Genomic DNA, 26032 nt, shown 5'->3' with positions numbered 1-26032 from the left:
TCTCCTCAACAGTCCGGAGAGCTTTCTTCAAGCTCAGCCAGATACTCTGTCAATAACCTTTGTTGCTCGTTTGTCAGTTCCAGCGCGTCCAATAAATCGGGTCTGCGCTGCCAGGTACGGCCTAACGACTGTTTCAGTCGCCATTGACGAATTTTTTCATGGTTGCCACTCAGCAACACTTCCGGTACTGCCTGCCCTTCATACAGCTCAGGGCGAGTATAGTGTGGACAATCCAGCAAGCCATCCGAAAAGGAGTCCTGCTGTGCCGACAGTTCATGGCCTAAAACACCAGGAACTAATCGGATAACGGCATCCATCATGGTCATCGCGGCCATTTCGCCACCACTGAGAACAAAATCCCCCAGCGACCATTCTTCGTCGATCTCAGTTTCGATCAGACGTTCATCAATGCCTTCGTACCGTCCGGCAACCAGTATCAGCTTTTGTTGCTGAGCCAGTTGTTCGGCTCCGCGCTGATCCAGCTTACGGCCCTGAGGTGACATATAAATCACTTTAGCGCCTTCACCAGCCGCTGCTTTAGCAGCGTGGATAGCGTCCTTGAGTGGCTGAATTTTCATCAGCATACCCGGGCCACCACCGTACGGTCGATCATCCACAGTCTGGTAATTATCATGCGTAAAATCACGAGGATTCCAGCACTGAATTGATACCTTTTCCTGCTTCACTGCCCGACCGGTAACACCATGGTCAGTCAGAGCCTGAAACATATCAGGAAACAGTGTAACGACATCAAATCGCATCGAGATCAAATCTCATACCAGCCTGTTAGCACCGGATTAAAAATCCGGATCCCAGTCCACCTGAATCTCACCAGTATCCAGATCGACATCCAGAACAATTGCATCCACGAAAGGAATCATGCGTTGTTGCTTATCCACACTGCCTTCGCAGGGTTTCAGCTTCATCACCTGATTTCCGCCGCCGGAATCAAACAGTTCCGTTACCTGACCCAGCAATTGACCGTCAGCATTCTCATCAGAAACATGGAATACTTTCAGACCTTCCAGCTGGAACCAATAATGTTCGTCTTCTTCGAGTTCCGGTAAGTCACTGGTTGGGATACCAATTTCAACCTGAGATAAGGCCAATGCCTGATCACGATCGTTGATACCTTCCAGCGCTGCCGCTAACCCTTTGCCTTGGGGACGACTATCACGCAGTTTATATTCTTTCCACTGGCCGCCGATGTTCAACAGCCAAACGGGATACTGCAGAATATTGGTCATCGGATCGGTATACGAATACACCTTAACCCAACCTTTAATGCCAAAAGCGGTAGTAATTTTGCCCAGGATGGTGATGTCCTGATCATTGGCATTACTCACTGCGTTCTGGCCTGCCATAACTTCCCCGTGCGTCAATTAAGCTTCTGCTTTCTTAACGTCTTTCAGTAACTTAGCTACGCGATCAGTTGGCTGAGCGCCTTTACCAATCCAGTACTCTACGCGCTCTAAATCAACACGCAGACGCTCTTCCTGGCCACGAGCAACAGGGTTGAAGAACCCAACACGCTCGATAAAGCGACCGTCGCGAGGCATGCGAACGTCAGCTACGTTAATGCTATAGAAAGGGCGTTTTTTAGAGCCACCACGGGCCAAACGGATAACTACCATAAATTTGATCACTCCGATCGTTTATCAATGACAGGTTTTGGAATCGCCTGCCGTTTAACATACCTCAATAAAACCCGCATAAATGCCGGTTTTACTGAGAATTTGGCGCTGACATGCCCCCGAAAAGGCATACCAACCCCAGTAAAAGGGCGCGTAGTGTATAGGAATTCGTATGACCATGTCCACCACTGCACACCACCATCAGACCGCGCTTTGTTTCAGTGCATTCTTATGCAGCCAGTCTTTCACAATCAAAGCCGTCAGCGGGAAGCTGATGATGTACCAGAGCGCCACGTCGGAGCTGATGCCCAGATAGATGGAATAAGCGGCAGCCACACCTATGGCAGAGTCCAGCTGATCCACGGCAATGGTAATCACCTTGCCCTGCTCCGGCAGCTCCCCGGCACCAATCCCCATACGACGTTTAACCAGCGAATTGGGTAACTCACCCAACATATAACCTAAACCGGCAATGGCACCCGCAAGCAATAACGAATAACCTGCAAAAGGCGAGCGATCACCTAACAGCCACTCGAATGGCAGCAAGACTAACGCCCCAGCAGCCGTTAAAGCCGGCACTACCACAAAGCCGCGCCAGGTTTTATTGGCACCAAATGCCGTTTTCCAGATCGGCTTCGCCAGACCCGGGAGATAGTCACGGCTTACCACCACCATGTGCAGTACACCACCTATCACCACCGGAATTTGTAAATAGAAGGCGGTTAATAAAGCTTTAGCTAAGCCATCGTTCTCACTACCCAGAGTCCATAACAGGAATCCACCCAAGGTCAGTGCCAGGATTTGCCTGAGAGAGCTGAATTTAAAAAAGCGGGCTTTGCGTACCATCAGGTAACTGAATACCGTTAAAGAAACCGCGAGCAAAACTTTCGTTGCTATCGTCGGCAACACACCCAGAGTGTTTAGCCACAACAGCGGTGCAATAATAAACAGGCTCCAGAATACCGGCATGCCCTGATACGCCAGACCATCGACTGAGGTTTCAGAAGGTTTAGCTTCCTCCTCGGGCTTAGCTTCCTCAGAGTTAGCTTTATTAGCTTCTCCTTCTCCGAGATTGCCGGTTTCATTAAATACCGACAGGCGAATGCAGCCACAGCCAACCATGAGCACCAGCGGAATCATCCACCAACCAGTAAAGCCCCATTGCATCAGAATTAATGCCGGTGTCAGCAGATAAATCAGCACATCCATAAAGCCATCGAGATAACGGCCAAAGTTGCGGGTCAAATTCCAGCGCCGCGCTAACATGCCATCCAGCGCATCCGCGGTCATCGCCAGATATAACAGCCCCAACGCTGACATGATGTGTTGCTGCAATACTTCGCTGATAGCGAGTAACGTCAACGGCACACTTAACAATGTGATGCAGTCCACTCGATTTAAACGAATTAACCAAGGTGAGTTCATATTTTTCATTATTCAAATCATTTAAATTAAAGAGAAAAGTGAACGGTATGTTTTTCAAAGCAACAACAAGATGTTGCGGGCCCATCGCAGGGGCAGGGATGCCCCTTACGATGGGTGCGACTGAAAAATATCCGTTTAATTTTCTCTGTTAATGTTTATCGAAAAATTTCTCTTCCAATTTATTTTTTAATTTCCCAACCGCCATTTGCTGACGCAACCTTGGTCGATCGATTTTGCTGTTATGGCGACCATCCACCGGCATTTCTTTTAATCGAATTAATACCCAACAAGACGCTGGCAAAAACTCTTTAATGAAACCTTCTATTTCATTAAGAACATCGTCGCTGACAATAAACAAACACAGCTGATCACCACACTGCACAGCAGCTGTACGCTGAATACCGTCTAATTGATCAAGTTGTTGCTCAAGCGGAAATGGTTGCGTTAAACCACTCTTTAAGTGAATCACATCCGCCAAACGACCGGTTAACCACAAACGTTGTTCCGAATCGAAATACCCGACATCACCGGTACGATGCCAGACATCCCCTTCGGGTCGAGGAATTTTATTAGCGTTATCCGCAGCGCGGTTTTGGTAATAACCTTGCAGCACGTGTGGGCCAGCCACCAGAATTTCTCCAGCTTCTCCCTGAGCACAAGCAATTGGCTGCCCTTCTGTATCGACATGTGCAACCAACACCTCAGCTTCATCCACAACCGAGCCGACCAATAAACCCGCGGACGGATCCGGGAAGGTTAAATATTCGTCTAACTCCAGTGCCGCGATGGGTTCTGCTTCCGTTGAACCATAAGCAATTCGTGCCCAGGCATTGGGAAATACGTCACGCAGTTTGGTTGCCAGCTCCAGAGACACCGGCGCACCACCAATACTTAAGCTGGTGATTTGTGGCAAAGATTGATTATTACTCATTAAATAATCACAAATGGCAGCAAAATACGCAGGAGCCCCACTGATACGTTCAACCTGATGTTTTTGCCAATGAGCTACCAGAGGTTGCACGTTAACCTGCGCCGGTGTAGCTAAGTCCACTTTTGGCATCACAGTGCTCATGCCACAACTGAGGTTATGTAATACCAATACCGGAAAACACGGACTATCCACCTCGCCGTCTTTATCCGGCCAGTGATGGCGAATAGCAAAGTGCTGCTGATCGAGACTATTGTGAGTGCGATCAGCGCCTTTGGGCCGACCAGTACTGCCAGAGGTAAACGAAATTAAACCATGGTCACCTTGTGCCGGAGTCATTAATTTCAGTTGATCATCCGCTCGCGTCGTCATCGGTAATGCACGCAACAATAAACCGGCACCATCAATGCTCCAGCAGCTGATTTTTCGTAGTTCCGGAATTAACCAGCGAAATTTCAATACAGACTTCATACTGACAATGGCTTTGGCATCTGCATCCTGCAACGCCTGACGAATTTTGGTTTTCCCCATGCCGGTATCAATAAATACCGCCACCAAACCCGACGCTAATAAACTCAACACCACGGCATATAACGCCGGAGATGGTTTAGCAATCACCACTACCCGATCACCCGATTGCAAATGATGATCCGACCAGTGGCGCTGTAATGCCCCGGCCAGTTGATTCAACTCACCATAAGTCATCACATCTTCATCGACACATTCCAGCCCCTGCATTTGTGGAATGCGCAGTGCCGGACGGTGTGGGTGTTTTTCTGCCTGAGCCAGAAAGTGACGACAAAAATTATCTGTCATACCTCACCTTCTGTTTTGTTCAGCTTTTTAAAGTACAGGGCGTAACCCCTTTCCTGTTCACCATTGCTGGCGTATTTCAACGATGGGTTATCTTCGCGTACCAATGAGGCCGCCATACGTTGATAATAAGGCGCGCCCCAGGTGGTCAGCTGCATCGACATCAGAGTAAATAAGCCAGCTTTGCGGTAATCCGGGTGTACTGCACCGGTTTTGGCTAATGCCATACATGGCTCGGGTAACACATCAAAATGCTGCTCAAAGTTCGCTTCTTCTGCGGTGGTAATACCCTGGCGAATCAGCGGGCTAAAATCCGGAAACACCAGAAAATAACCGGCAATAGAACCATCACGATCCGTCACCAACACAGAGCTATTCGGGCATAACTTTTTCGCAAAAGGTTCGCCACAGGCCGCCTTAAACTGCTCTTCCGAAATAGGAGAATAAGCAAAGTTATTACGAAACATTTTATCGGTAATTGGATACAACTCTGATAATTTTTCTCGCCAGATATCACCCGTAAAGCGGTGAAATTCAAATTCACCCGCCAATGCCGTTTTCCCCCGCTCCAATATAGGTGCAACCATTGCGGCCAACTCTGCTGGGTTATTATTGATCCGGGTAAAATATCGGTAACGAATACTGTACCCTAATCCATCTAATAAGCTGGCATAGTATTCAGGGTTATAAGGTTCACCGATAAATGGGGCTGTTTCAGCTTTTTTGCCTTCTGCCCGACTTTCTTCTGAAAACACCTGAATACGATTCAACCCATAGGTATTAAAGTTGATTGGCCCGTAGATGGTTTGTGCGCCCTGTTCTTTTGCCCAAGACTCAAAGCGTTGAAACAGTTGTGTATTATTGTCTGTGCTATCTGCGGTTTCCCAGAAACCAAAATAAGCGACGGACTCGCCGTCAATTTTCATATTCGGGTCGTAGAAACCTGCCAGGCGTGACAACTCTTCGCTGCCATTGTCATTAACACTCGTAATAACATCTGCCCAAACCTGCCCGCCGTTTTTCTGATAGTCACTGCTATCAGAAAAAGCTTTTTGGATGACTTCGGGGTTTTCACCTAACCAGTATGGATCGTTCTGGTAAATATTTTTTGCTGTCTGAAAAAAAGATTCTGGTAGTTGCATCATTCCCTCCCATGGCCGCATACCTTTTAAGCCCAGAACTGCATTGTTTTTCGATATCTTTTACAGCTATTAACCTGGATTGTTTTTCAATAGCAGCAATAGGACATTGCGGGCCCATCGCAGGCGCAGGGACGCGCCTTACGATGGGTGCGACTGAAAAATTATCCGGGGTAATAGCCATGCACTTCTGATGAAATTAAGCGTCAGCCTCGGCCTCAACCTCCAATCGAACAACCCGACCGCTGCTGCCATCCATACGAACCAACTCACGATCTTTCACAATCGAAGTTAACCCCGGAATGCCCACAACCGCCGGAATACCCAGCTCACGCGCGACTACAGCAGAGTGACTCAGAGTTGAGCCACGCTCCACCAAGATGCCGCCAGCGGTTGGAAATAACGGTGCCCAGCCCGGGTCGGTTCGTACTGTGCATAAAATCTGACCATCCAGATTTAATTCATCTTCTGGCGAAAAAATCAGGCGAATATTGTTTTCGACAATGCCTGGGTAACAACCGGTGCCCTGCAATTCATTACCGGACTCTCCACCACAACCGGGAATTTCTTCCTGGAACGGGTAGTCATAATCATTATTGCAATACACCACTCCACGGGTGTGGAAGTGATGAGCCGGCTCTTCCTCAGTTTCATACTGAGCAAATTCGGCTTTGCGTGCTGCCACCAGAGGGCGTAATACCGCACTGATACTGCGACCATCCGAATAAGCGTAAATATCTTCCACCGTTAAATAGAAGATATCTTCCGCCTCATCCAGCTGACCATAAAAGGCCAACTGCTCACCTAATTGGCGATAAATATCACGATATAAACCAAACATACGGGTACGGGCTAAACGCATGTTTTCACGATTACGAATAGCATCGCGTAGTTTGGCTAAATCTTTGTTAAATTTAGCCAACGCACGGCCACCTAACTTCTGTTTTAACAGCGGGAATACCTGCTCTTCTGCATCCGCGCGGAATTTGGCTTCGTTTTGTGCCAGTGTCTCCAGCGTTAAATCATCACGAGTCAGGAAATTTTTCAGGATGGCGAACATAAACGATGCATCCTGACGCAACGTTTTTGACTCCAGCTTCAGCTCGCCCATGGTGCGATCACCATAACGCTCGATGTAATCCAAACACTGAGCGTGAAACGACGGAAACTGCTGCTGTAATAACGTCAATAACTGATCGTTGTCTGTTTCCTGCAGTGCACGCAACAATAAAGGTTGGGTTCTGGCCTGATCACATAAGCGCAGCAGATATTTGGTCGGTTCGGTACTTTCTATACCTTCTTCACCAGATAATAAATTGTTCTGCACCAGGTCGATATTTTCGATACCCGTTTTTTCCAGCCAACGGTGAACCTTGCCGTTCATCATCATGACGTAAAAGTCATTAACGATGGGCGTGGTCCAGCGCTGCAATAAGTTTTCGTCCAGAGAACGACTCAGTTCAATTAACTGATCCATACTGTAAGTATGTAATTGCTCACGTGGCACCGAAGCGTATTGCTCGGCAAACATCGAGCGGAACTTTTCCACCAGCTGATCCATTTTTCGGAAACGGCCCAACATCGAAAATAACGCACGAATCACTTGAGGAATACGCGCTAATTTTTCTTTGCTGGTTAATTCACGATCCTGAATCAGATCAACCGGGTCCTGCAGACCCATCATACGTTCCATATCCGCTTTATTGGTTTTAAAAGACGGCAGGAACAATAATCCGCGATACCAGTTATTAATGTTGTAATACACCCGACCGCGTACCAGGCCCAGCATATTTTCCAACATGCCCTGATGCGCCTGAACCACATCTTCTTTTACGCCGATCAAACGCATGGTCTGTTCGTACACGGTTTTATAAGCACGGTTGGCAAAACTGAAGGTCAGTGGTGTGGTGACACCACAATAGGATTCCTGAATATTGGAGTTATCCCAAACCTGCAAACGATCTTCATCAGAATTTTTTTGCGGTAATGACGTCACCGGACGTGCCTGCAGAATATAAATCTGATTATCCTGCACACACCATTCGATATCCTGTGGCGACTGGTAACTTTCTGCAATGGCTTTACCGGCATCGCGTAACGCCAGGATATGCGCATCCGATAAACACAGCTGCTCACGCAGGTTTTCTTCAACCGCTAATTCAACGGTGCCACCCTCAGGGCCCTGGCGTAAAGCGATGTCTTTATCCGCAGTCTGGGCATCGATCTGGTTATCGTATAAACCCACCGTGATTTCATCGGCATTACAAATGCCAGACACCAGACCTTCGCCACATCCCCAGGTGGCAGAAATTAATGCCTGGCGACGATTACCGTTAACCGGATTGGCGGTAAACATCACACCAGAAACATCGGCATCCAACATACGCTGAATAATCACCGCTGCCTGAATATTCACCACACTCAGGCCTTTTTGTAACCGGTACGCCAATGCACGGGCATTAAAAGCACTTTGCATCACTTTTAATACCGAATCCGCGATGGCGGTTTCACCTTTCTGATACAGGTAGCTGTCCATTTGTCCGGCAAAAGAAGCACCAGCGGAATCTTCACCCACCACAGAAGAGCGCACCGCCCAGAATTCACTGTTCAAATCCTGTTGTGGCAACGCCGCACGAACAGCAGCCAGAATATCCGGGTGCAATCCCACTTCAGCCAAACGCTGCTGAATATCTTCAGCAGCCCGGGTTAATGCCTGGCTATCAACTTCCGTTTCTGTTTTTCCAACAAAATGATGCAACTGCTGTTGAATCCAGTCGCTTAACGACTCGCCATTGGCTGTGCGCAGTTGCAGCTGTAATTCAAATGCGGCAACCGGCACTACCCACCACTGTGGTACGTTAAAACCAAAACGACTCAGAAAAGCCAGGTTGTGGGCTTTGCCGCCCAGTTCAGCAGGAGCCGTCAGGCTGGCCTGCTGCTGATCAATACACCAATCAGTCATGCGCCTGCTCCACATTGTTTGTGTCTTTATTCGTCAGGCCGAGCGCCTCAAAACGAATTCGTTCGTTATCCAGCAAACGACGTGATGTCATCACAACCCGTTCCATAAACGGATAATGACGGAAGGTATGAGCCATGACATACATAGGCAAACGACACACGGCTAAATCCCATAAACTCAGAGTGAAACCCATGCGCCATTCATCGGCATCAATCGATTCATGAGTTGCGGCCTGCAGCTGTTCGCGATGACGTTCAATCAGGGTTTCAACCTGTTGCGGATCAAAATCCGGCGCCAGCGCAAAGGCTAATAATTCTGCTAAATCGTGCTGTGGCAACTGCATTGTTGCCAGCTCCCAGTCATACGCACATAAGGTCAGCTGGTTATTATTATCGCGGCGGAAGGCAATATTACGCGGATTAAAATCGTTATGAGTCAGGGTTTTTTTCATGCTATCCAGCTTGGGATACCAGGATTCCAGACTGTAAATACGATCACGATAACGCTCCATATCGTCGGCACTGAACCATTCAGGAAACTCCTGTTGCGCATGGGCACCTAACATTTCCCACAGGCGCATTTTTTCGGTCATTGATGGTGTCGTAGGTGCATCCACCAGCCAATCAAATTCCTGCAATTCCTGCTCACGGCCATACCAGATACTGTGTACCTGAGCGATGCCATCGACGGCGGCATTATAATGGTCAATAGTCCAGCCAGAGGTGTCATCAGCGGAGTCCATTAATTCCAGACCGTCCAGATATTCCTGCACAATCACGTACGCTTCACGTGAGCTGTCTTCCCAGGCACGGTAGGTTTTTGGCGCAAAACGAGTAAAGCGCTCATCCTGCTGACTCATCACCGCCAGTTCACGGCGATGGCATTGTTTAAAGCCCAGATGATCTTTAAATTCGTTATAGGCGTGGGCTAAACGGGCATCACACATGGAGGCCATGGAGTTCAGCATCAGAATAACTTCGTCATCCAGCGGCTTTACTTTAACCATCATGTCATGGCTTTCGCCCTGCGCTTCTCCGTCTTCGCCAGTAACCACTCTGAACGGGAAATGGCCTACCAACTTATTAATTTTATGTGCCGTCAGTTCGGTAATAATCGAACTGCCTTTGGACGATAAATTCAGTGGCTGTAACTCTTTCACCGGCGCACGATATTCACCAGATGCAGACAATGCCTGAGCGAAAAAGTCTTCGTTTAAATCACCCAGCTTTAACCACTCCACCGGGCGGTTACGCCCCAGCTTTTCGTGGGCACGGGCAAACTGGTCGCTGGCAATTGCCGACAAGGTCGAGATATCCAGCGCCAGACAAAAACTGGCGATGACTTCGGCTAATTTGTGCGCACAACCCGGTCCGGCACAGCCAATTAATTCCAGACATTCTTTTTGTTGCGGCAAACTGGTGCCGCCACCTACGGTACCGACAACCAGAGAAGGTAAACGCAGAGTGGCGTACACATCGCCGTCTTCCGTCAGTTCCATATGCAACTGACCAATAGCCGATTCATGCACACAGGCAATGTCCTGGCCGGTGGCGGTAAACATCGCACCAATAGTATTGGCAATATTGATGTTAATACCCACCATACCGGCAGCGATACTGCCGCCAACAAACTGGTTATAGGCGGTAAATAACTGACGCGCGCTGACTTTTAATACCCGCTGACAAACCTCATCGGTTAATAAAGTTTCCGCTAAGACACGAACACCACGCCCGCGCAGGTATGAGTTGTAGGTGACTTTTTTATCGTTGGATAAGTTGGCTTCAATTAAAAAATTCTCAAACTCAATGCCATCGAATGATTTCATCTGTGCCAGAATCCACTGACACGCCTGCCAGGTACAAGTGGTCGTCATATTCTGACCGGCCGCATCGCCGGTTTCATAGACAAACTGCACGTGCACACTGCGCCCCATTAATTCGGCATGCACTTCTACTAGATTGGCGTAGTTCGAATATTTTCGGGTTTGTGCCGCAATTTCCTGCTGATGGTCTTTAACCCATTCGGCAAAAAACAACGCCGACGATAAATCCGACAAGACAAATACCGGTACTCGCAACATACGCTGCCCAAGTACTTTGACCCGCACACCACCGGAGCGGGAAATTGCGGTTGCGCCACGAGTGGCAGACGCCACCAGCGCTCCTTCGGATGTCGCCATGGGTGCATAAAATAAACCGTTGGCGTGATCACCCAGAATCTGCAATGGCCCGGCAATGCCCACCGGAATTTCCACCGAACCAATTAAGGCTTCGATATTACTGACCAATGCTTTCGGGTCGAAACGCGTATGTTCCACTTCGGCCAGTGGTGCGCCAGTGGTTTCACGAGCAAAAGCCAGACGTTCCTGGCGGGCTTCTTCTGTGTATAAACCACGCGCCGGAACCTTGGGTAAATTAAATTCGTCGTAGCGTTGTGTTTCACGTTTAACCGGCAATAAACGCAAGGCATAACTGATCTGCCATAGTTGTCGTGCATTCTCCTGACCTGCTTCAGCTTCCAGATCATCGTTACTGAAAACAATGCGCTGTTGACGACCATCCTGAGTCAGTGAAACCTTACTGACACGCAAATTTTTAAGCGAAAATGTCTGTTCGTTCAAACGAAGTACAATGTCACGGCATACGGCATCTTCGACCAGAGATTCACAAGGCTGAGTTAACACACACAGATGGCTTTTGGATACATCGACTGCTTCTGCAGCACGCCATTGTTCACAGCCTTTTTGGTCACCGCTTTTTTCGTCACTGCTCCGGTCTTCATTACATAACAACTCAACTTCTGCATTATGTTCCTGTCCAAACGCGTAACGGGCTTCACTGGTAAAGATCTGAGGTTTTGTCAGAGAGTTCATGCACCACCTCCGATTAATAAACCCGCAATAACCAGAACGTAACCCAGCAACATGGTAATCGCGACGGCTTTTTCGTTGTTTTCACGACCTTCCAGCGTAGGGTTTTTAAGAAACTTCATTAACGATTTAATCGCTAACACCCAAACCAGAACAGCTAATACGGCATAAATGATCAGCCAGCTCACACCCGCCAGCCATAATAATGTGATTTGGTTAATCACCATCGCGCTGACCAGCGCAAACACAAGGTAGGTAGCACCGTTAACGCCGAGGATTTTGGTGTAGGAATCGACTGTGTCTCGCTCTTCTTCTGGCCCGCGGGTTTTGCGGGTAATTTCAAAGCAAAAACCACTGACAAACGCCAGGCTCATCATCGCAATCAGTACCGGAGTAAATTGCACTTCCGGATTAGCTAATACCGCTAACCACCAAACGATTAATGGCATAATTGCCATGTGGGTTAAGGCGTATAACAGCAGTTGTTTTTCTAACCATTCGCCGCAGAAAAACTCCACACCCATCAGGCATAAATAGGCAAACATAATCGCCCAGACCATGGCGCCAACATCACCGGCAGTCAGCCAGGAAAATACCAGCTGCACCACAATCGCAACGGCACCCAAGGTTTTCAAATGCGTTAAAGTTATACGACCACTTTGCAATACACGCTGCGGGTGGTTAATAACATCAATGGCATAGTCTTTATGCTCATCAAAAATCCGAATTAATAAAAATAACGACCAGGTCACCAAACAAGCGAGAATATCCAGCCATTGCAGACCAGATTCATCGCCATCGCTGGCTCCCTCTCTGGCAACTACGGCACTCGCTAAGTAAAGGATAAAAAACAATAACGCGTTTGCGGCCGGAAAACGTTCGTCCATCCACGCACCGATTCGACGCCACAGGGGATCCGTGTGGCTAACAGAGACTTCAGTCATAACTACTCCATGAGAAAGGGTAAGAATATTTAATTTTTAAAATCGGTAAATGCCGGATTACTGCCTGGTTGGGATTGTGGTTGTGATGATAGTTGTGTTTGAAGCGGGACTTTTTCCCGATCAAACAGCAATAACAACAACGGCAATAAAATAATGTCGGCAATAAAGGCGAGTACCACGGTCAGGCTCATCAGAGCACCCATGCCCCAGGTTGGTGAAAACGGCGATAACACCAGCAGGGCAAAACCTGCCGCCAGCACCACGGTGGTAATCAACATCGCCACACCCACAGTTGCAAAGGCAAACTCAACGGCTTGCTCTGGTGTTTTCCCTTGCTCACGGGCATAACGGTATTTGGTGAGAAAATGCACACTGTCATCCACCACCAGACCCAGGCTCATACAGGCCACAATACTCAAACCCAGATCCACCTGACCAGAGAGATACCCCCAGGCACCATAAGCTAATAAGGCTGGCAGAATATTCGGAATCAGGCTCAGCGCACCAAGGCGCAATGAGCGTAAAAACCACATCATGGAAACCGAAATCAGCACCAGCGCGATCAGAGTTCCAACAAATAAACTGATGCTGTTGCGATCCGATATTTTGGCAAACACCATGTCCAGGCCAGTACCCGGAGTCAGAGATAATGCGGGTGTGTTCAACGCGGCCCAGGCACGAACTGTATCATCAAAAGCCACCAGCTCACGCGAGGTATGTTTGTACAAGTTAACCGTCAAACGTGTTGCGGTTTTATCAATATTGATGCGCTCTTCCAGCCCCATACCAAACGGCAGAGACATTTCGTACAACAGCATTGATTGTGCAATTGCATCGCTGTCATCCGGAATCCGGTAAAACTGTGGCTGGTCTTGATTCAGCTTCTGGCTGATCTCCAGCAACTGATGATGAACACTATCAACGTAACCCACACCGGGTTGTTGCTCTAACCATTCCGCCAGACGTTTAAGCTGCTGCATATAATCGCTGTTATAGACGGAATCGCTATCCGCTGCGGCAATCGAATACTGAATAAAGTTGACGCCATAGAGCTGCTGCTCCTGGGTTTCCAGTGCCTGGCGCACCGCAAAACTGTCGTCGTAATAGTGATACCACTGCTCGTTAAACTGTAATTTTGTTAAACCAAACCCCAATACAATCGTCACCAGTACGGCAATCAAAAAAGTTGTTTTTTTCGCCGGTGCAATGACACGACGATAAAAGCTCAACAGGAGATTGCCCAGGCCATGATCTACAGCGGCCGCCTTAGGCTGAGGCAATATTCTTAATAACGCGATAAACCAGGTAAGGCTCAGAACCCCAGCCAACAAAGCCGCCATCGCCACCAGGTTGCCTAAATCCCGATAAGGTGGAGACTCACTGAAATTCAGGCACAACAAGCCTAAAGCGGTTGTCACCGAAGTAATCATCACTGGCTTAATATTCAGCGCCTGGGCTTTGGCCAATGCCGCCGTTTTATCCAGCCCTTCTTTTAAGGCATGCTGATAAGACACCAAAATGTGCAAACAATCGGCCACGACAATAATCATAATCATCGACGGTACCGCGCCAACAACCGGGGTCAGTGTTGCACCACTCCAACCTAATATTCCAAAAACTGCCGCCACCGTTAATAACGTCAGTGTCAAAGACAATAACGAACCTGCCAATGAACGAGTTAATAAAAACAGCGCCGTAAAAATTAATAAATAACTACCTGGAATTAATGCTGCCATATCTCGCTCAATCGCTTCCGCCAAGGCAACATTAACAACCGCTGTCCCTAATAGCTGCACATCGAATAACGATAGGTTGAGGTCGTTTAATAAACGTCGGGCTTCACTCACCAGCTCGGCCGTTGCGAGCGGATCATTATCTGGCAAGGTTAAATTGATAATAACCTGAGTAAGTCGCTTACCATCACCAAGCAAGCGCTTGTTTATTACCGGGTGATGGTCAGAAAAATCAAACAACTCATCAAAAGTACCTGAAAAATCAGGACCAAATAGATCTTCAACATAAATATCATCGCCCTCGGCCTGCATGCGTTGATAATTAGTCAATGAGTCGACACGCCTGGCATAAGGTAGCTGCCAGGCTTTTTCAGTCAGATTTCGGATTTGTAACAGAGCATCGGCACTGAATATTTCAGCATGCTCTTTTGCATTTAATAAAAAGACCAGAGTGTCTTGTTTATTAAAGTCCTGCTCCAATGCTTCGAAGGCTTTTAACTGAGGATTTTCCGCACTGAAATACGTACGAAAATCCGTCGTCAATTGTAATTTTCCGGCACCTGAAGCAACTGCAATTAACAATAATGTTAGCGTTACAAAAGTAACCCAGGGCTTTTTTAGTGAGAATAAAATAAACATAAAACAACCACCCGGTAATCCTTAATCCGGTTCCTTTTAATTATTGCCATCACGACAACTTTATTGGCTGTTTTTATTTTTTGAGGCCATTTTTAATGGTGTGGATATTAGCTCAGTAAGAATCGATGAAGCCATAGGAAATCGATAAAAAATGTGAAAAAGACGCATTTTTTTTGGCCAATTTATTCAAATATCGTTATTGATACTTATATTGGCTCGCATTAACACATTCAAATGGTCAGCTATTTGATATACATAACCACATTAACATTAATACTTAATAACCCGTTTGTTATATTGGAACCAAATATTGCAATCACGCACAAACGATTCAACAGCCTTATTCCACCTCATATCGTTACCTGAATAGCAGCCTGAACTCAGATCAAGATCTTTGGCTATTGTTGATAAAAAATCGCACCAGGGGCAGACCCTCTATTACTCAACCGTTATAATGCGTTCGCCTGAAACCAGCATCCCGGATTCAGAGCGTAATAGCAAGAAGCTCCGGGCCAACATTGGCTGCGGAAAACAGTAACAATCCTTCACCCTAACGGTGTTACATGAACTATTCCTTATTTGACCTGCTGCAGCTGATTGGTGCACTGGGTGTTTTTATCTTTGGCATGAAGATCTTCAGTGAAGGTCTGCAAAAGATCGCCGGTAACCGGCTAAAGAGCATTCTCAGCGGCATGACCCGCAACCGCTTCACCGGGGTACTAACCGGTTTTGCCACCACTTCCATCACCCAGTCTTCTACCACCACCACCGTGATGGCCGTCAGTTTTGTTAACGCTGGCTTGTTAACCTTTGTCGAGTCGACCGGCGTAATCATGGGTGCCAACATTGGCACAACAGTAACAGCATGGATTGTTGCCCTGTTCGGCTTCAAAATGAAAATCACCCCTATCGCCATGGCGTTGATTGGTATTTTCTTCGCTTTCTTATTCTCCAAAAACAGCCGCTGGCGCAATATCGCTGAAACCATGGTGGGTTTCGGCATTCTGTTTATCGGATTGGAGTTTATTAAAAACGGTGTACCGGATATCCGCAGCAACCCTGAAATGCTGGCGTTTCTGGATGGCTTTGCCGGCCATGGTTACCTGTCATTGCTGCTGTTTGTATTTATTGGTACGGCATTAACCCTGGTGATGCAGTCCTCTTCGGCCGCCACCGCGGTAACTCTGGTGATGCTGTTTGAAGGCTGGATTTCCTTCCCGCTGGCTGCCGCCATGGTATTGGGCGAAAACATCGGCACAACCGTAACCGCAAACCTGGCCGCCATGGTGGGTAACGTCCATGCCAAACGAGCCGCCCGTTTCCATCTGATCTTCAATTTGATTGGTGTCGCCTGGATGCTGATTGCTATCTATCCAGTGATGCATGCCATTGATGCCGTGATTCTGAGCTTCTCTGACAACCCGGCTTCCATCATGAGTGCTGACCCGGAAGCTCGCCCAAATGCCACGCTTGGCCTGTCGTTATTCCACACCTCCTTTAACATCCTGAATGTGGTGCTGCTGTTTGCCTTTATTCCGGCCATTGTGCGGTTTATCGAACGTATCCTGCCCGCTGAAGAAGGCGACGAAGATGAATACCACCTGCGTTACATCAGTACCGGCGTGATGAACTCTCCGGCACTGTCGGTCGAGCAGGCACAAAAAGAAGTGCAACAATTCGCTGAAATTGTCACCAAGATGCACAAAAAGGTGAACAAACTGCTGTTTGACCCAAAAGCCAAACACCAGAAGTTGTGGAATAAAATTGCGCAACTGGAAGACACCACCGACCAGCTGGAAATTGAGATCTCCGACTACCTGGTACGTGTCACCGAAGACGGCAACCTGGAGCAGGAATTAACCGAGCGCATCCGCTTCCTGCAATCCATGATTCATGACCTGGAGCGTATTGCGGATATCTATTTCCAGATTTCCAAACTGAGTGAGCGTATGCAGGAAACCAAAACTCAGTGGCCACAAGAAGCGGTGGAAGATCTGGTGCGTATGATGAATGCGGTGCAGGAATCCATTGTGAATATGCAGGATAACGTTGCCCGGGACGCTGCTGAGGTGAATCTGGACAACGCACTGACACTGGAAAATGCCATCGATGAACTGCGTGATGAGTTCCGCAATAAGCACTTCGATCGCCTGGAAAAAGCGGCCTACACACCACGTGCCGGTGTTAACTTTATGGATGTCTTAACCCGCCTGGAACGCATTGGTGACCATATCCTTAACGTTAACGAATCTGCGGCTGGCAACCGCCTGAAAGCGACCCGGATTGCCGGGAATCGCTAGCCACAAAAAAGGCCTCTAATCTTTTAATCAGAGGCCTTTGTCTCTCTACTTCCTACCATACTTTCTACCATGTACCTGCCACTGCCTCATCAACATAGACGCTAACTCTCACACGCAGGCTGCTGTTCCATCACGATGCAATTACGTCCGGTTTCTTTACCCTGGTACAACCCCTTATCAGCACGGGCAACCAACTGCTCAAACGTATCGTCAACAACCAACTCAGCGACCCCAATGGTGGTTGTGGTGTACACCTCGTTGCCACCCATAGTCACCGAATCTTGTTCCAACTGCTTACGAATTCGTTCGGCCACCAGCTGAGCCTCAGCGGCTGGCGTAGAGGGTAATAGCACCAGAAACTCCTCTCCACCCCAGCGGGCAATCAGATCTCCGGAGCGAACCTGCTGGCTCAGTACATGAGAAAAGTTACGCAACACTCTGTCGCCAGTTTGATGACCAAACAAATCGTTCACACGTTTGAAGTGATCCAGATCACACAGCAAAACCGACAGCGGCAAACCATTTCGCAGATGGTTTTTAATCTCTCGCTCCGCCAGCTCCTGAGCACATCGACGATTGTGTAAACCTGTGAGACTGTCGGTTGTCGCCAATTGCTGCAACTGAGCTGCGTTACGCACCACCAGGCGATAATACAGCCCCGACAGAAACACCATAGAAACCAGCACAACCACCAGGTTGAAATAATATAAGCTGTTTAACAGCGACTCTTTCAGCAGATACACCGGCTGAGCACCACGCAGACCATAGTCCATCAAGACATACAGCATCATCATGCCCATCACCATCGGCATCTTGGCGATACTTTCTTTTAACGGACTCACCATCATGACCGGCGGAATCATCATCGCATAAAAGTGAAAACCACTGTCCCAACCCAGCAGATAAACTGCCAGCGCAGCATGGCCAACAATCTCGAACACCACCAACGCCCAACCAACCACAATAAAACGACGCTGCAGCGTCATCACAAACACGCTCAGGTACAGCACAACGCTGAAGATATTCACAATCCCCAGCAACAGAATGTCATTGGCAAAAAACAACGCCGCAAAGGCAATATGAATAAAGGATGCAAGAACACTGACCTGCAGCATCAGCTTGCGAAACATACGCTCGCCGCCGATCACACCGGGTTCCATCAGTGTTGAATAAAGGTCCATGGAGAATGCCATTATTTACTTTTTTGGATTAGGGCCTGTTAACACTATTTCGATCACGCTGTTATGACTGAAAATCTTTCAATCAAGGCGCGAAGAATGATGTTTAACGGGTTAAATAAATGATGAGCAACACAGAGTGAGGGATTTTCAGCCATAACCCAAAGGGCTGGCATCAGTTTTCCCCTGAGCTGTGTTATTCGTTGCTTATTTAACTCGTTAAACGACACTCCTCATGCCTTGCTCATGACAAAAACTGACTGCCAGCAGCAAAGATCTAAATAGTGTTAACAGGCCCAAGCAAAAGTATTGGTCACAACCCCGTTTTTTACAAACCAACAGATGTAATAGAACGGTAATGTTAAGTGAGCGTACTGACTAAGATCGCCAAGAAACCGCCACTAACGGTTGTTTTAAGGCATAGACTCCATCAGCCACTGACGGATTTGAGCCGGGGTCATCACACCCGCCCGGCGGGTGATTTCCTGGCCATGGTAAAACAGCATTAACGTAGGAATGGAGCGAATGGCATACTGAAAACCCACAGCAGGTGCTTGCTGAGTGTTTACCTTGGCAAACAAAACTTTTCCCTGCATTTGCAGCGCAGCCTCATCCAACAATGGCAGCAACTGCTGACAGGGAGCACACCAATCTGCCCAGAAATCAACAATGACTGGTAGCTCAGCCTGACGGATAAAAGCAGCAAAGCTGTTTTCATCCAGAGCAGTGACGTTGTCCAACACCTTACAATTCGTCGAGAATCTGCTGGCGCTTCTGACCATACTCCTCCTGAGTAATCAGACCTTTCTTTTTTAACGAGTTTAAGCGTAATAAGCGTGATTCGATGGAATCTGTCTCTACTTGTGCTGCAGACTCCTGCACCGCTTCATCAACAACCTTCTGAACCGCTTGCTTAGCCAGGCCACAGTGGTAATACGTCGCCGTGATTCTGGTGGTTTTAACGGTTTTAGCACCGGTTAACGATGGCTGGCGATGACTGCTCTGCTCCATAGTCCCCATTAAAAAAGCATCAGCACCCTGTTCTTCTGCCTCTTCCTGATGCCATTCATCGCAGGCTTTTACCGGATCTTTACTGGTGGTTTTACAAACCTCCTCCTTGATCAACTGACAGTTGGCTTCTTCACCCGGTTGAAGAATTTTGATATCCGCCTGAGCGGCCAGAGGCAATAATAACGACGCAAAGATCAGTGGCTTAAACATGGGAGGCTTCCGAATAAAAAGTGCGGGTAAATTATCGGCTGTTTAGGTGAAATACAAGGTATGAAGGGGTGATCAGAGTGTTCCGGCTAAATGTTCTGTTTGCCATCCTGCTGCGCCTTCTTCCTGAAGTCTGCCAATATCGCGTCCTGCGATTTCTCTACCCAACCTTGCTCGGCTACCGATAACTCTGCTGCAATAAGCCGCTGTCGAACCTCTTCTACTTCGCGTGCCTTGCGGATCAGGTCATTAACCACTTCGCTGCGGCTGGAGAATTCTTTGCTGTCGATTTTGTCCTGAATCCAGCGTTCGTTGGGTTCAGAGAGGGATAAACTTGCTCGTGTTACCATGGCTTCACCGTTATCCGGGCTATCGCCCTTGTGATGTAGTATTGATGCGATATTGCATCACAAGCGCATCAGAAACAATACGAGCTGTGGAAAGGTCACTATGCAAGTTAGATAACCGCAGCGTCGCCAGACACTTACTTATCTGCAGTACCGATGCTAGAAGGCGCTTCGCTTGTCCGGCCTAAAGGCTATAAAAACTCGTAGGCTGGGGTGAGTGGAACGAACCCCAGGTTTACAGAGAATCACTACCTCGCCTTCTGCTAGCAGACCGACCTATATACCAAGACAATTTCACTGATAGCAACTCACTAAGCAGATAAGACCCCAATTGACAGAGAAGGCATTAAAAAATAAATTAAGTCCCTATACATGAGGGATCATAATGTCAGAACTAAATGCTGAAATAAAAGTATCTTTTCCTGGGAAGAAGTACTCAGAGGAAGCTTTCAAAACACTCGATCAATTAAAATCCGACTTAGAAAACTCAAAATTTTCCAGCAACAGCTTTACACACCATATTGATAATTTAGAGTTACTAGCTCATAGCTACTACCAAATAGAACACTTATCACTAGATAAAAACAGCATAATAATAGCACTCAGCGGAGAGATATCCGCTTCTTACGAAATATTAGAGAGCATATATAAATACTGTATCGATAATAAAGCTAGGAAGTTTATTTCATATTCACTTAACGACCAAGTAATGGAGTATGATTACCTATGCTATGTAAAGGGGTCTGAAGTTAGCTACTCAGAAGGGATCAATTCACTAATTGATGAGAAGTTGGAGAAAGCTAAAAATAAAGGCAATTTACTAAAGGTGCTAGAAACTCTTGCAACACAGGGAAAACTTAGGGAGGCCAAGTTTGAACTTGACGATATTATTGCTGATTACGTGAAAACATCCGATTTTAAAAGCTGGTATATCGGTATAAAAGAATTGAAATCTCAAAGAAATTCGTCTGGGGATACACTATTAACAGCAATGATAAAGTCTGGCAATGAAAAAGAATCAGTATGGTTGATAGACAATGCTATGCATTTAGACCCCTATATGTGTGATTTAGACGGAAATACACCTCTCGAATTAGCCATTAAAGAAAATCTACAGATGGTCATCGATTGCTATACACCAAGACATGAAAAAGCAATAAACATAGAAAAATCCAAACCAGAACACTTAGTCTATTTTGATAAAGACAAGTCAGAAAAAGAGTTCATTGAGTTACTATTTGATTTTTCAAAATCGAGCAAGCTAACACTATTTGCATCACCATTCACAAGTCACTATAGCCTATCAAACTCCCCCATATTCAACCCAGGAGTAAACCACTTCGACATATATAGAGCATACTATGACAAAGATAGAATTCTCTACAATGTCGGTCATTATCAAAAATGTAAACCTGAGCTCTGCCATACAAAAAAAGAGTTAACTTTTGAAGAGATGCTGAGATATCTCAAAGAATATGCTGACGCACAATAAATAATAAACCCGCTGCCCACCTTGCATCACACAAGACAAACAGCGGGTTTTCTTTTTTCGCCTAAACCAAAACTTTAATAAAAAGCCTTAGTTCTCCTCACACCAAACCCGCGCGTTACGGAACATCCGCATCCAGGCGCCGTCTTCATCCCAGTGATCCGGTGCCCAGCTGTTCTGCACAGCACGGAACACACGCTCTGGGTGTGGCATCATAATAGTCACGCGACCATCGTTCGCGGTCAGGCCAGTAATACCTTGTGGAGAGCCGTTCGGGTTCGCCGGGTATTGCTCGGTGGTTTCGCCGTAGTTATTCACATAACGCAGGGCAATCTGGCCCGCCAGCTCGTCGATATCCGCTTCGTCAGCAAATTCCGCACGGCCTTCACCGTGTGCCACTGCGATTGGCATTTGAGAACCAGCCATACCCGCCAGGAATACCGAATCAGATTCCTGAATTTCTACCATAGAAACACGTGCTTCAAACTGTTCGCTCATGTTGCGAACAAAGTGTGGCCAGTGTTCCGCACCCGGAATCAGTTCGTGCAGGTTCGATAACATCTGACAGCCGTTACACACGCCCAGTGCGAAGGTATCAGCACGCTCGAAGAATGCGGCAAACTGGCTACGCGCCTGTTCGTTAAACAGGATGGATTTCGCCCAACCTTCACCCGCACCTAATACGTCGCCGTAAGAGAAGCCGCCACAAGCCACTAAACCACGGAACTGATCCAGCGTTACCGCACCCGACAGTACGTCGCTCATATGCACGTCGATGGTGGTGAAGCCAGCACGATCAAAAGCGGCGGCCATTTCGATCTGGCCGTTCACACCCTGCTCACGCAGAATCGCGACTTTTGGTGCATTTTCAGAGCCAGCCGCAGGAAGGTCTGAAGTGATGTCTTCATTAATGTCGAAGCTCAGCTCAGCATTTAAGCCAGGATCTTCGGCATCCAGCAGGGTGTCAAATTCTTGCTGAGCGCAGTCTGCGTTATCACGCAGTGCCTGCATTTCGTAGCTGGTTTGCGACCAAGTGCGCTGCCAGTTCACACGAGATTCCGTCAGGAATTCTTCGTCCTGGAAGCTGAAGGTAATCTGATCGTCTTCGTTCAGCGTACCAATCACCTGAGTGCAATCACCCAGACCAGCGGCTTCAAACTGAGCCAGTACTTCTTCCAGGTCGTCACGACGAACCTGAATCACACCACCCAGTTCTTCAGCGAACAGCGCAGCGGCCAATTCGTCTTCAGATTCGGCCAGCAGGTCCATTTTTACGTCCATACCGACGTGACCCGCAAAGGCCATTTCGGTCAGAGTGGCGAATAAACCACCGTCGGAACGGTCGTGGTAAGCCAGCAGTTTGTTGTCAGCGTTTAAGCCCTGCATCACTGCGAAGAAGGCTTTCAGATCTTCAGCATCATCCAGGTCAGCCGGTACGCTACCCACTTCCCCGTAAACCTGTGCCAGACAGGAAGCACCCAGACGGTTCTGGCCGCGACCCAGGTCAATCAGTAATAAATCGGTCTCGCCTTGGTCAGCACGCAGTTGAGGCGTCAGTACTTTGCGCGCGTCGGTCACGGGTGCAAAGCCGGTGATAATCAGCGACATTGGCGCGGTAACGGCTTTATCCTCTTCACCGTCTTGCCAACGAGTCTTCATCGACATGGAGTCTTTACCCACAGGGATGGTTACCTGCAGTTCTGGGCACAGCTCCATACCTACCGCTTTTACTGTTTCGTATAACTTCTGATCTTCACCGTCGTGGCCTGCCGCACACATCCAGTTAGCCGACATTTTCACATCAGCCAGCTTAGCAATTGGCGCAGCGGCTAAGTTAGTAATCGCTTCGGCTACCGCTAAACGACCGGACGCTGGGCTATCCAGCAGAGCCACTGGAGTACGCTCACCCATCGCCATCGCTTCGCCAGCGTAGTTATCGTAAGAAGACGTGGTTACCGCAACGTCAGCCACCGGCACCTGCCAAGGGCCAACAAACTGATCACGTGCCACGGTACCGGTAATGGAACGGTCACCAATGGTGATCAGGAAGCTCTTGGAGGCAACAGTAGGTAATTTCAGAACACGCTCTGCCGCTTCGGCCAGCTTGATGCCAGCGCTTTCGAAGTTCTCTGCCTTCACTTCGCGAGACTTCACATCACGGTGCATACGCGGTGGTTTGCCCAGCAGAACCTGTAATGGCAGGTCGACTGGCTTGTTATCGAAGTGGCTATCGGTAACGGTCAGGTGTTCTTCTTCGGTGGCGTAACCTACAACTGCGTATGGGCAGCGCTCACGCTCACAGATGGCATCGAACGTATCCATATCTTCTTCAGCAACCGCCATGACATAGCGTTCCTGAGATTCATTCGACCAGATCGCCAGCGGGCTCATGCCCGGCTCATCGTTGGGTACGTTACGCAGTTCGAAGTTACCACCACGACCACCGTCGCCAACCAGCTCAGGGAAGGCGTTGGATAAACCACCCGCGCCCACATCGTGAATAAAGGCAATTGGGTTTTCATCACCCAACTGCCAGCAGCGGTCGATCACTTCCTGACAACGACGTTCCATTTCCGGGTTTTCACGCTGAACGGACGCGAAATCTAAGTCGGCATTCGATTGACCGGAAGACATAGAAGATGCCGCACCGCCACCCAGGCCGATTTGCATCGCCGGGCCACCCAGAGCAATCAGGCGAGCGCCAACCGGGATATCACCTTTTTGTACGTGTTCGTCACGGATGTTGCCATAACCACCAGCAATCATAATGGGCTTGTGGTAACCACGCACTTCGCCGTCGTGTTGCAACTCGAAGGTACGGAAGTAACCGTTCAACGCCGGACGACCAAATTCGTTGTTAAAAGCCGCACCTCCGATAGGCCCTTCCAGCATAATATCCAGCGCCGATACGATGCGATCTGGCTTGCCATACTGGCTTTCCCATGGCTGTTCGAAGCCCGGGATTTTTAAGTCGGATACGGTAAAGCCCGTTAAGCCCGCTTTTGGCTTGGAACCACGACCGGTTGCCCCTTCGTCACGGATCTCACCACCAGAACCGGTCGCCGCACCGGAATGAGGGGCAATCGCGGTTGGGTGGTTGTGGGTTTCGACCTTCATCAGGATATGCATATCTTCTTCGTGATATGCGTAGCCTTTGTTTTCAGGGTTCGGGAAGAAACGACCGGCCTTGTGACCAGTGATCACAGAGGCGTTGTCTTTATAAGCCGACAGAATGTTCTCGTTGTAACACTCATAAGTGTTCTTAATCATCTGGAACAGCGACTTGTCCTGATCTTCGCCATCGATGGTCCAGCTGGCGTTAAAGATCTTGTGACGACAGTGCTCAGAGTTCGCCTGGGCGAACATCATCAGTTCCACATCGGTCGGGTTACGGTCGAGAATTTTGTAGTTATCAACCAGGTAATCGATTTCGTCTTCGGCCAGAGCCAAGCCCAGACTCTTATCCGCGGCGACCAGTGCATCGCGACCACCGGCAAGAATATCAACGGTATCCAGTGGTGCCGGTTCTGCGTGGGAGAACAGATTTTCTGCATCGCCGCTATCAGCCAGTACGGTTTCAACCATACGGTCGTGCAAAGCAGCTGCGATGGCTTCACGATCTGCAGCACTTGCGCCTTCTACGTAATAAACGATGCCACGCTCTAAGCGCAGTACTTTATTTAGGCCACAGTTGTGGGCGATATCCGATGCTTTAGAAGACCACGGCGAAATGGTGCCGAAACGTGGTACCACCAGAAACTCTTCGCCACTGCCTTCCTTTACGTCAGCTTTAGGGCCGTATTTCAGCAAGCGGGCCAGAACCTGTAATTCATTGCCATCCAGCTCAGCGCTGGTATCAGCAAAATGCACAAATTCGGCATAAACAGAAGTAACAGCCGGTACAACCGATTGCAGTTTTGACAGGACTTTATTCTGACGGAATTCAGAAAGCGCTGGCGCGCCACGCAGCTCTAGCATTGCGAGGTAACTCCACGAAGAGTGAGGCAAAAACGAAGCGCGAATAATACCGGAGAGGTCTTTGTGGCACCAGATCTGAACCCCGCTTTACCTCAGTAAAAACGAGGGTTTTCCGCCCTTTTGCGACAAGCCCGATCAGAATCGTTCAAAGCACAACCAAAGCTGACCAAGGCGACAATCTTTCAGGTAGTCCCCCAGGTGAGAATATCCGCTTGTGCGATAGGCAACATCGGCCTTAAAAACATATTTTTAATACTAAAGGGGCAATCAGAAGTTCTTTTGTTCCATTTAAGTCAACAAAAGCAGGATGATTTTCCCATTCTTACAAAAACCAATGAATTTCAATGACTTGCGTCACACTCCTTACGTGAACGTACAACCATTTTGCAATATTACACAGTTCATCGGTTGTTTTTTAAGCAACCAACGAGATAGA

Annotated in this window: 17 protein-coding genes; 2 read left to right on the top strand and 15 right to left on the bottom strand. The window is 48.1% G+C overall.

The genetic code is table 11. From position 1 onward, the window contains the following. Nucleotides 1–5: 5 nt before the first annotated feature. From trmD to KFF03_RS05500, 10 genes are all read right to left on the bottom strand, one after another. On the bottom strand, nucleotides 6–761 hold the full coding sequence (trmD, locus tag KFF03_RS05545; RefSeq protein WP_255859531.1) for a tRNA (guanosine(37)-N1)-methyltransferase TrmD: 756 nt from the start codon (nucleotides 759–761) through the stop codon (nucleotides 6–8). A gap of 36 nt (nucleotides 762–797) precedes the next feature. Further along, nucleotides 798–1364 carry a ribosome maturation factor RimM gene (rimM, locus tag KFF03_RS05540; protein ID WP_255859529.1) on the bottom strand — a complete coding sequence of 189 codons (567 nt, stop codon included), beginning with the start codon at nucleotides 1362–1364 and terminating at the stop codon, nucleotides 798–800. An 18-nt stretch (nucleotides 1365–1382) separates the two neighbouring features. Next, the gene (gene rpsP / locus KFF03_RS05535) at nucleotides 1383–1634 is read right to left on the bottom strand and encodes a 30S ribosomal protein S16 (protein ID WP_068654437.1); all 252 of its coding nucleotides are present in this window, start codon (nucleotides 1632–1634) and stop codon (nucleotides 1383–1385) included. A 201-nt stretch (nucleotides 1635–1835) separates the two neighbouring features. Beyond that, nucleotides 1836–3068 (bottom strand): CDP-alcohol phosphatidyltransferase family protein, encoded by a 1233-nt coding sequence (locus tag KFF03_RS05530; protein WP_255859527.1) that lies wholly within the window; start codon nucleotides 3066–3068, stop codon nucleotides 1836–1838. Nucleotides 3069–3207: 139 nt separating this feature from the next. Beyond that, complete coding sequence (locus KFF03_RS05525; protein ID WP_255859525.1) at nucleotides 3208–4803, bottom strand: AMP-binding protein; 1596 nt, start codon at nucleotides 4801–4803, stop codon at nucleotides 3208–3210. Continuing rightward, complete coding sequence (locus KFF03_RS05520) at nucleotides 4800–5945, bottom strand: hypothetical protein (protein ID WP_255859524.1); 1146 nt, start codon at nucleotides 5943–5945, stop codon at nucleotides 4800–4802. Before KFF03_RS05520 ends, KFF03_RS05525 begins: the two co-directional genes overlap by 4 nt. Before the next feature lie 193 nt (nucleotides 5946–6138). Further along, complete coding sequence (locus KFF03_RS05515) at nucleotides 6139–8901, bottom strand: phosphoenolpyruvate synthase (RefSeq protein WP_255859523.1); 2763 nt, start codon at nucleotides 8899–8901, stop codon at nucleotides 6139–6141. Then, nucleotides 8894–11773 carry a phosphotransferase gene (locus tag KFF03_RS05510; protein ID WP_255859521.1) on the bottom strand — a complete coding sequence of 960 codons (2880 nt, stop codon included), beginning with the start codon at nucleotides 11771–11773 and terminating at the stop codon, nucleotides 8894–8896. The genes KFF03_RS05515 and KFF03_RS05510 overlap by 8 nt, the downstream gene beginning before the upstream one ends. Then, nucleotides 11770–12714: a UbiA family prenyltransferase gene (locus tag KFF03_RS05505; RefSeq protein ID WP_255859520.1), complete on the bottom strand. Its 945-nt coding sequence runs from the start codon at nucleotides 12712–12714 to the stop codon at nucleotides 11770–11772. The genes KFF03_RS05510 and KFF03_RS05505 overlap by 4 nt, the downstream gene beginning before the upstream one ends. A gap of 29 nt (nucleotides 12715–12743) precedes the next feature. Next, nucleotides 12744–15086: an RND family transporter gene (locus KFF03_RS05500; protein ID WP_255859519.1), complete on the bottom strand. Its 2343-nt coding sequence runs from the start codon at nucleotides 15084–15086 to the stop codon at nucleotides 12744–12746. A 563-nt stretch (nucleotides 15087–15649) separates the two neighbouring features. Between KFF03_RS05500 and KFF03_RS05495 the strand changes: the two genes are divergently transcribed. Then, entirely contained in the window at nucleotides 15650–17386 is a 1737-nt protein-coding gene (locus tag KFF03_RS05495; protein WP_255859518.1) for a Na/Pi cotransporter family protein, read from the top strand. A gap of 101 nt (nucleotides 17387–17487) precedes the next feature. On the opposite strand, the gene KFF03_RS05490 is transcribed toward KFF03_RS05495, so the two are convergent. The 4 genes from KFF03_RS05490 to KFF03_RS05475 form a co-directional block, all read right to left on the bottom strand. After that, entirely contained in the window at nucleotides 17488–18579 is a 1092-nt protein-coding gene (locus tag KFF03_RS05490; protein ID WP_255859517.1) for a GGDEF domain-containing protein, read from the bottom strand. A gap of 398 nt (nucleotides 18580–18977) precedes the next feature. After that, nucleotides 18978–19307 carry a thioredoxin gene (trxA, locus tag KFF03_RS05485; protein ID WP_255859516.1) on the bottom strand — a complete coding sequence of 110 codons (330 nt, stop codon included), beginning with the start codon at nucleotides 19305–19307 and terminating at the stop codon, nucleotides 18978–18980. A 1-nt stretch (nucleotide 19308) separates the two neighbouring features. Continuing rightward, nucleotides 19309–19785: an SHOCT domain-containing protein gene (locus KFF03_RS05480; protein WP_255859515.1), complete on the bottom strand. Its 477-nt coding sequence runs from the start codon at nucleotides 19783–19785 to the stop codon at nucleotides 19309–19311. Nucleotides 19786–19871: 86 nt separating this feature from the next. Further along, nucleotides 19872–20132: a hypothetical protein gene (locus KFF03_RS05475; protein WP_255859514.1), complete on the bottom strand. Its 261-nt coding sequence runs from the start codon at nucleotides 20130–20132 to the stop codon at nucleotides 19872–19874. A gap of 382 nt (nucleotides 20133–20514) precedes the next feature. Between KFF03_RS05475 and KFF03_RS05470 the strand changes: the two genes are divergently transcribed. Then, nucleotides 20515–21621: a hypothetical protein gene (locus tag KFF03_RS05470; protein ID WP_255859513.1), complete on the top strand. Its 1107-nt coding sequence runs from the start codon at nucleotides 20515–20517 to the stop codon at nucleotides 21619–21621. An 87-nt stretch (nucleotides 21622–21708) separates the two neighbouring features. Here KFF03_RS05470 and purL read toward each other — a convergent pair whose 3' ends face one another. Further along, nucleotides 21709–25596, bottom strand: coding sequence for a phosphoribosylformylglycinamidine synthase (gene purL, locus KFF03_RS05465; protein WP_255859512.1), 3888 nt, complete (start codon nucleotides 25594–25596; stop codon nucleotides 21709–21711). Nucleotides 25597–26032 lie beyond the last annotated feature (436 nt).

Source organism: Bacterioplanoides sp. SCSIO 12839, assembly GCF_024397975.1.
Taxonomy (GTDB): Bacteria; Pseudomonadota; Gammaproteobacteria; order Pseudomonadales; family Oceanobacteraceae; genus Bacterioplanoides.
The sequence above is the reverse complement of the archived record's forward strand: the minus strand, read 5'-3'. Positions and strand labels throughout refer to the sequence as shown.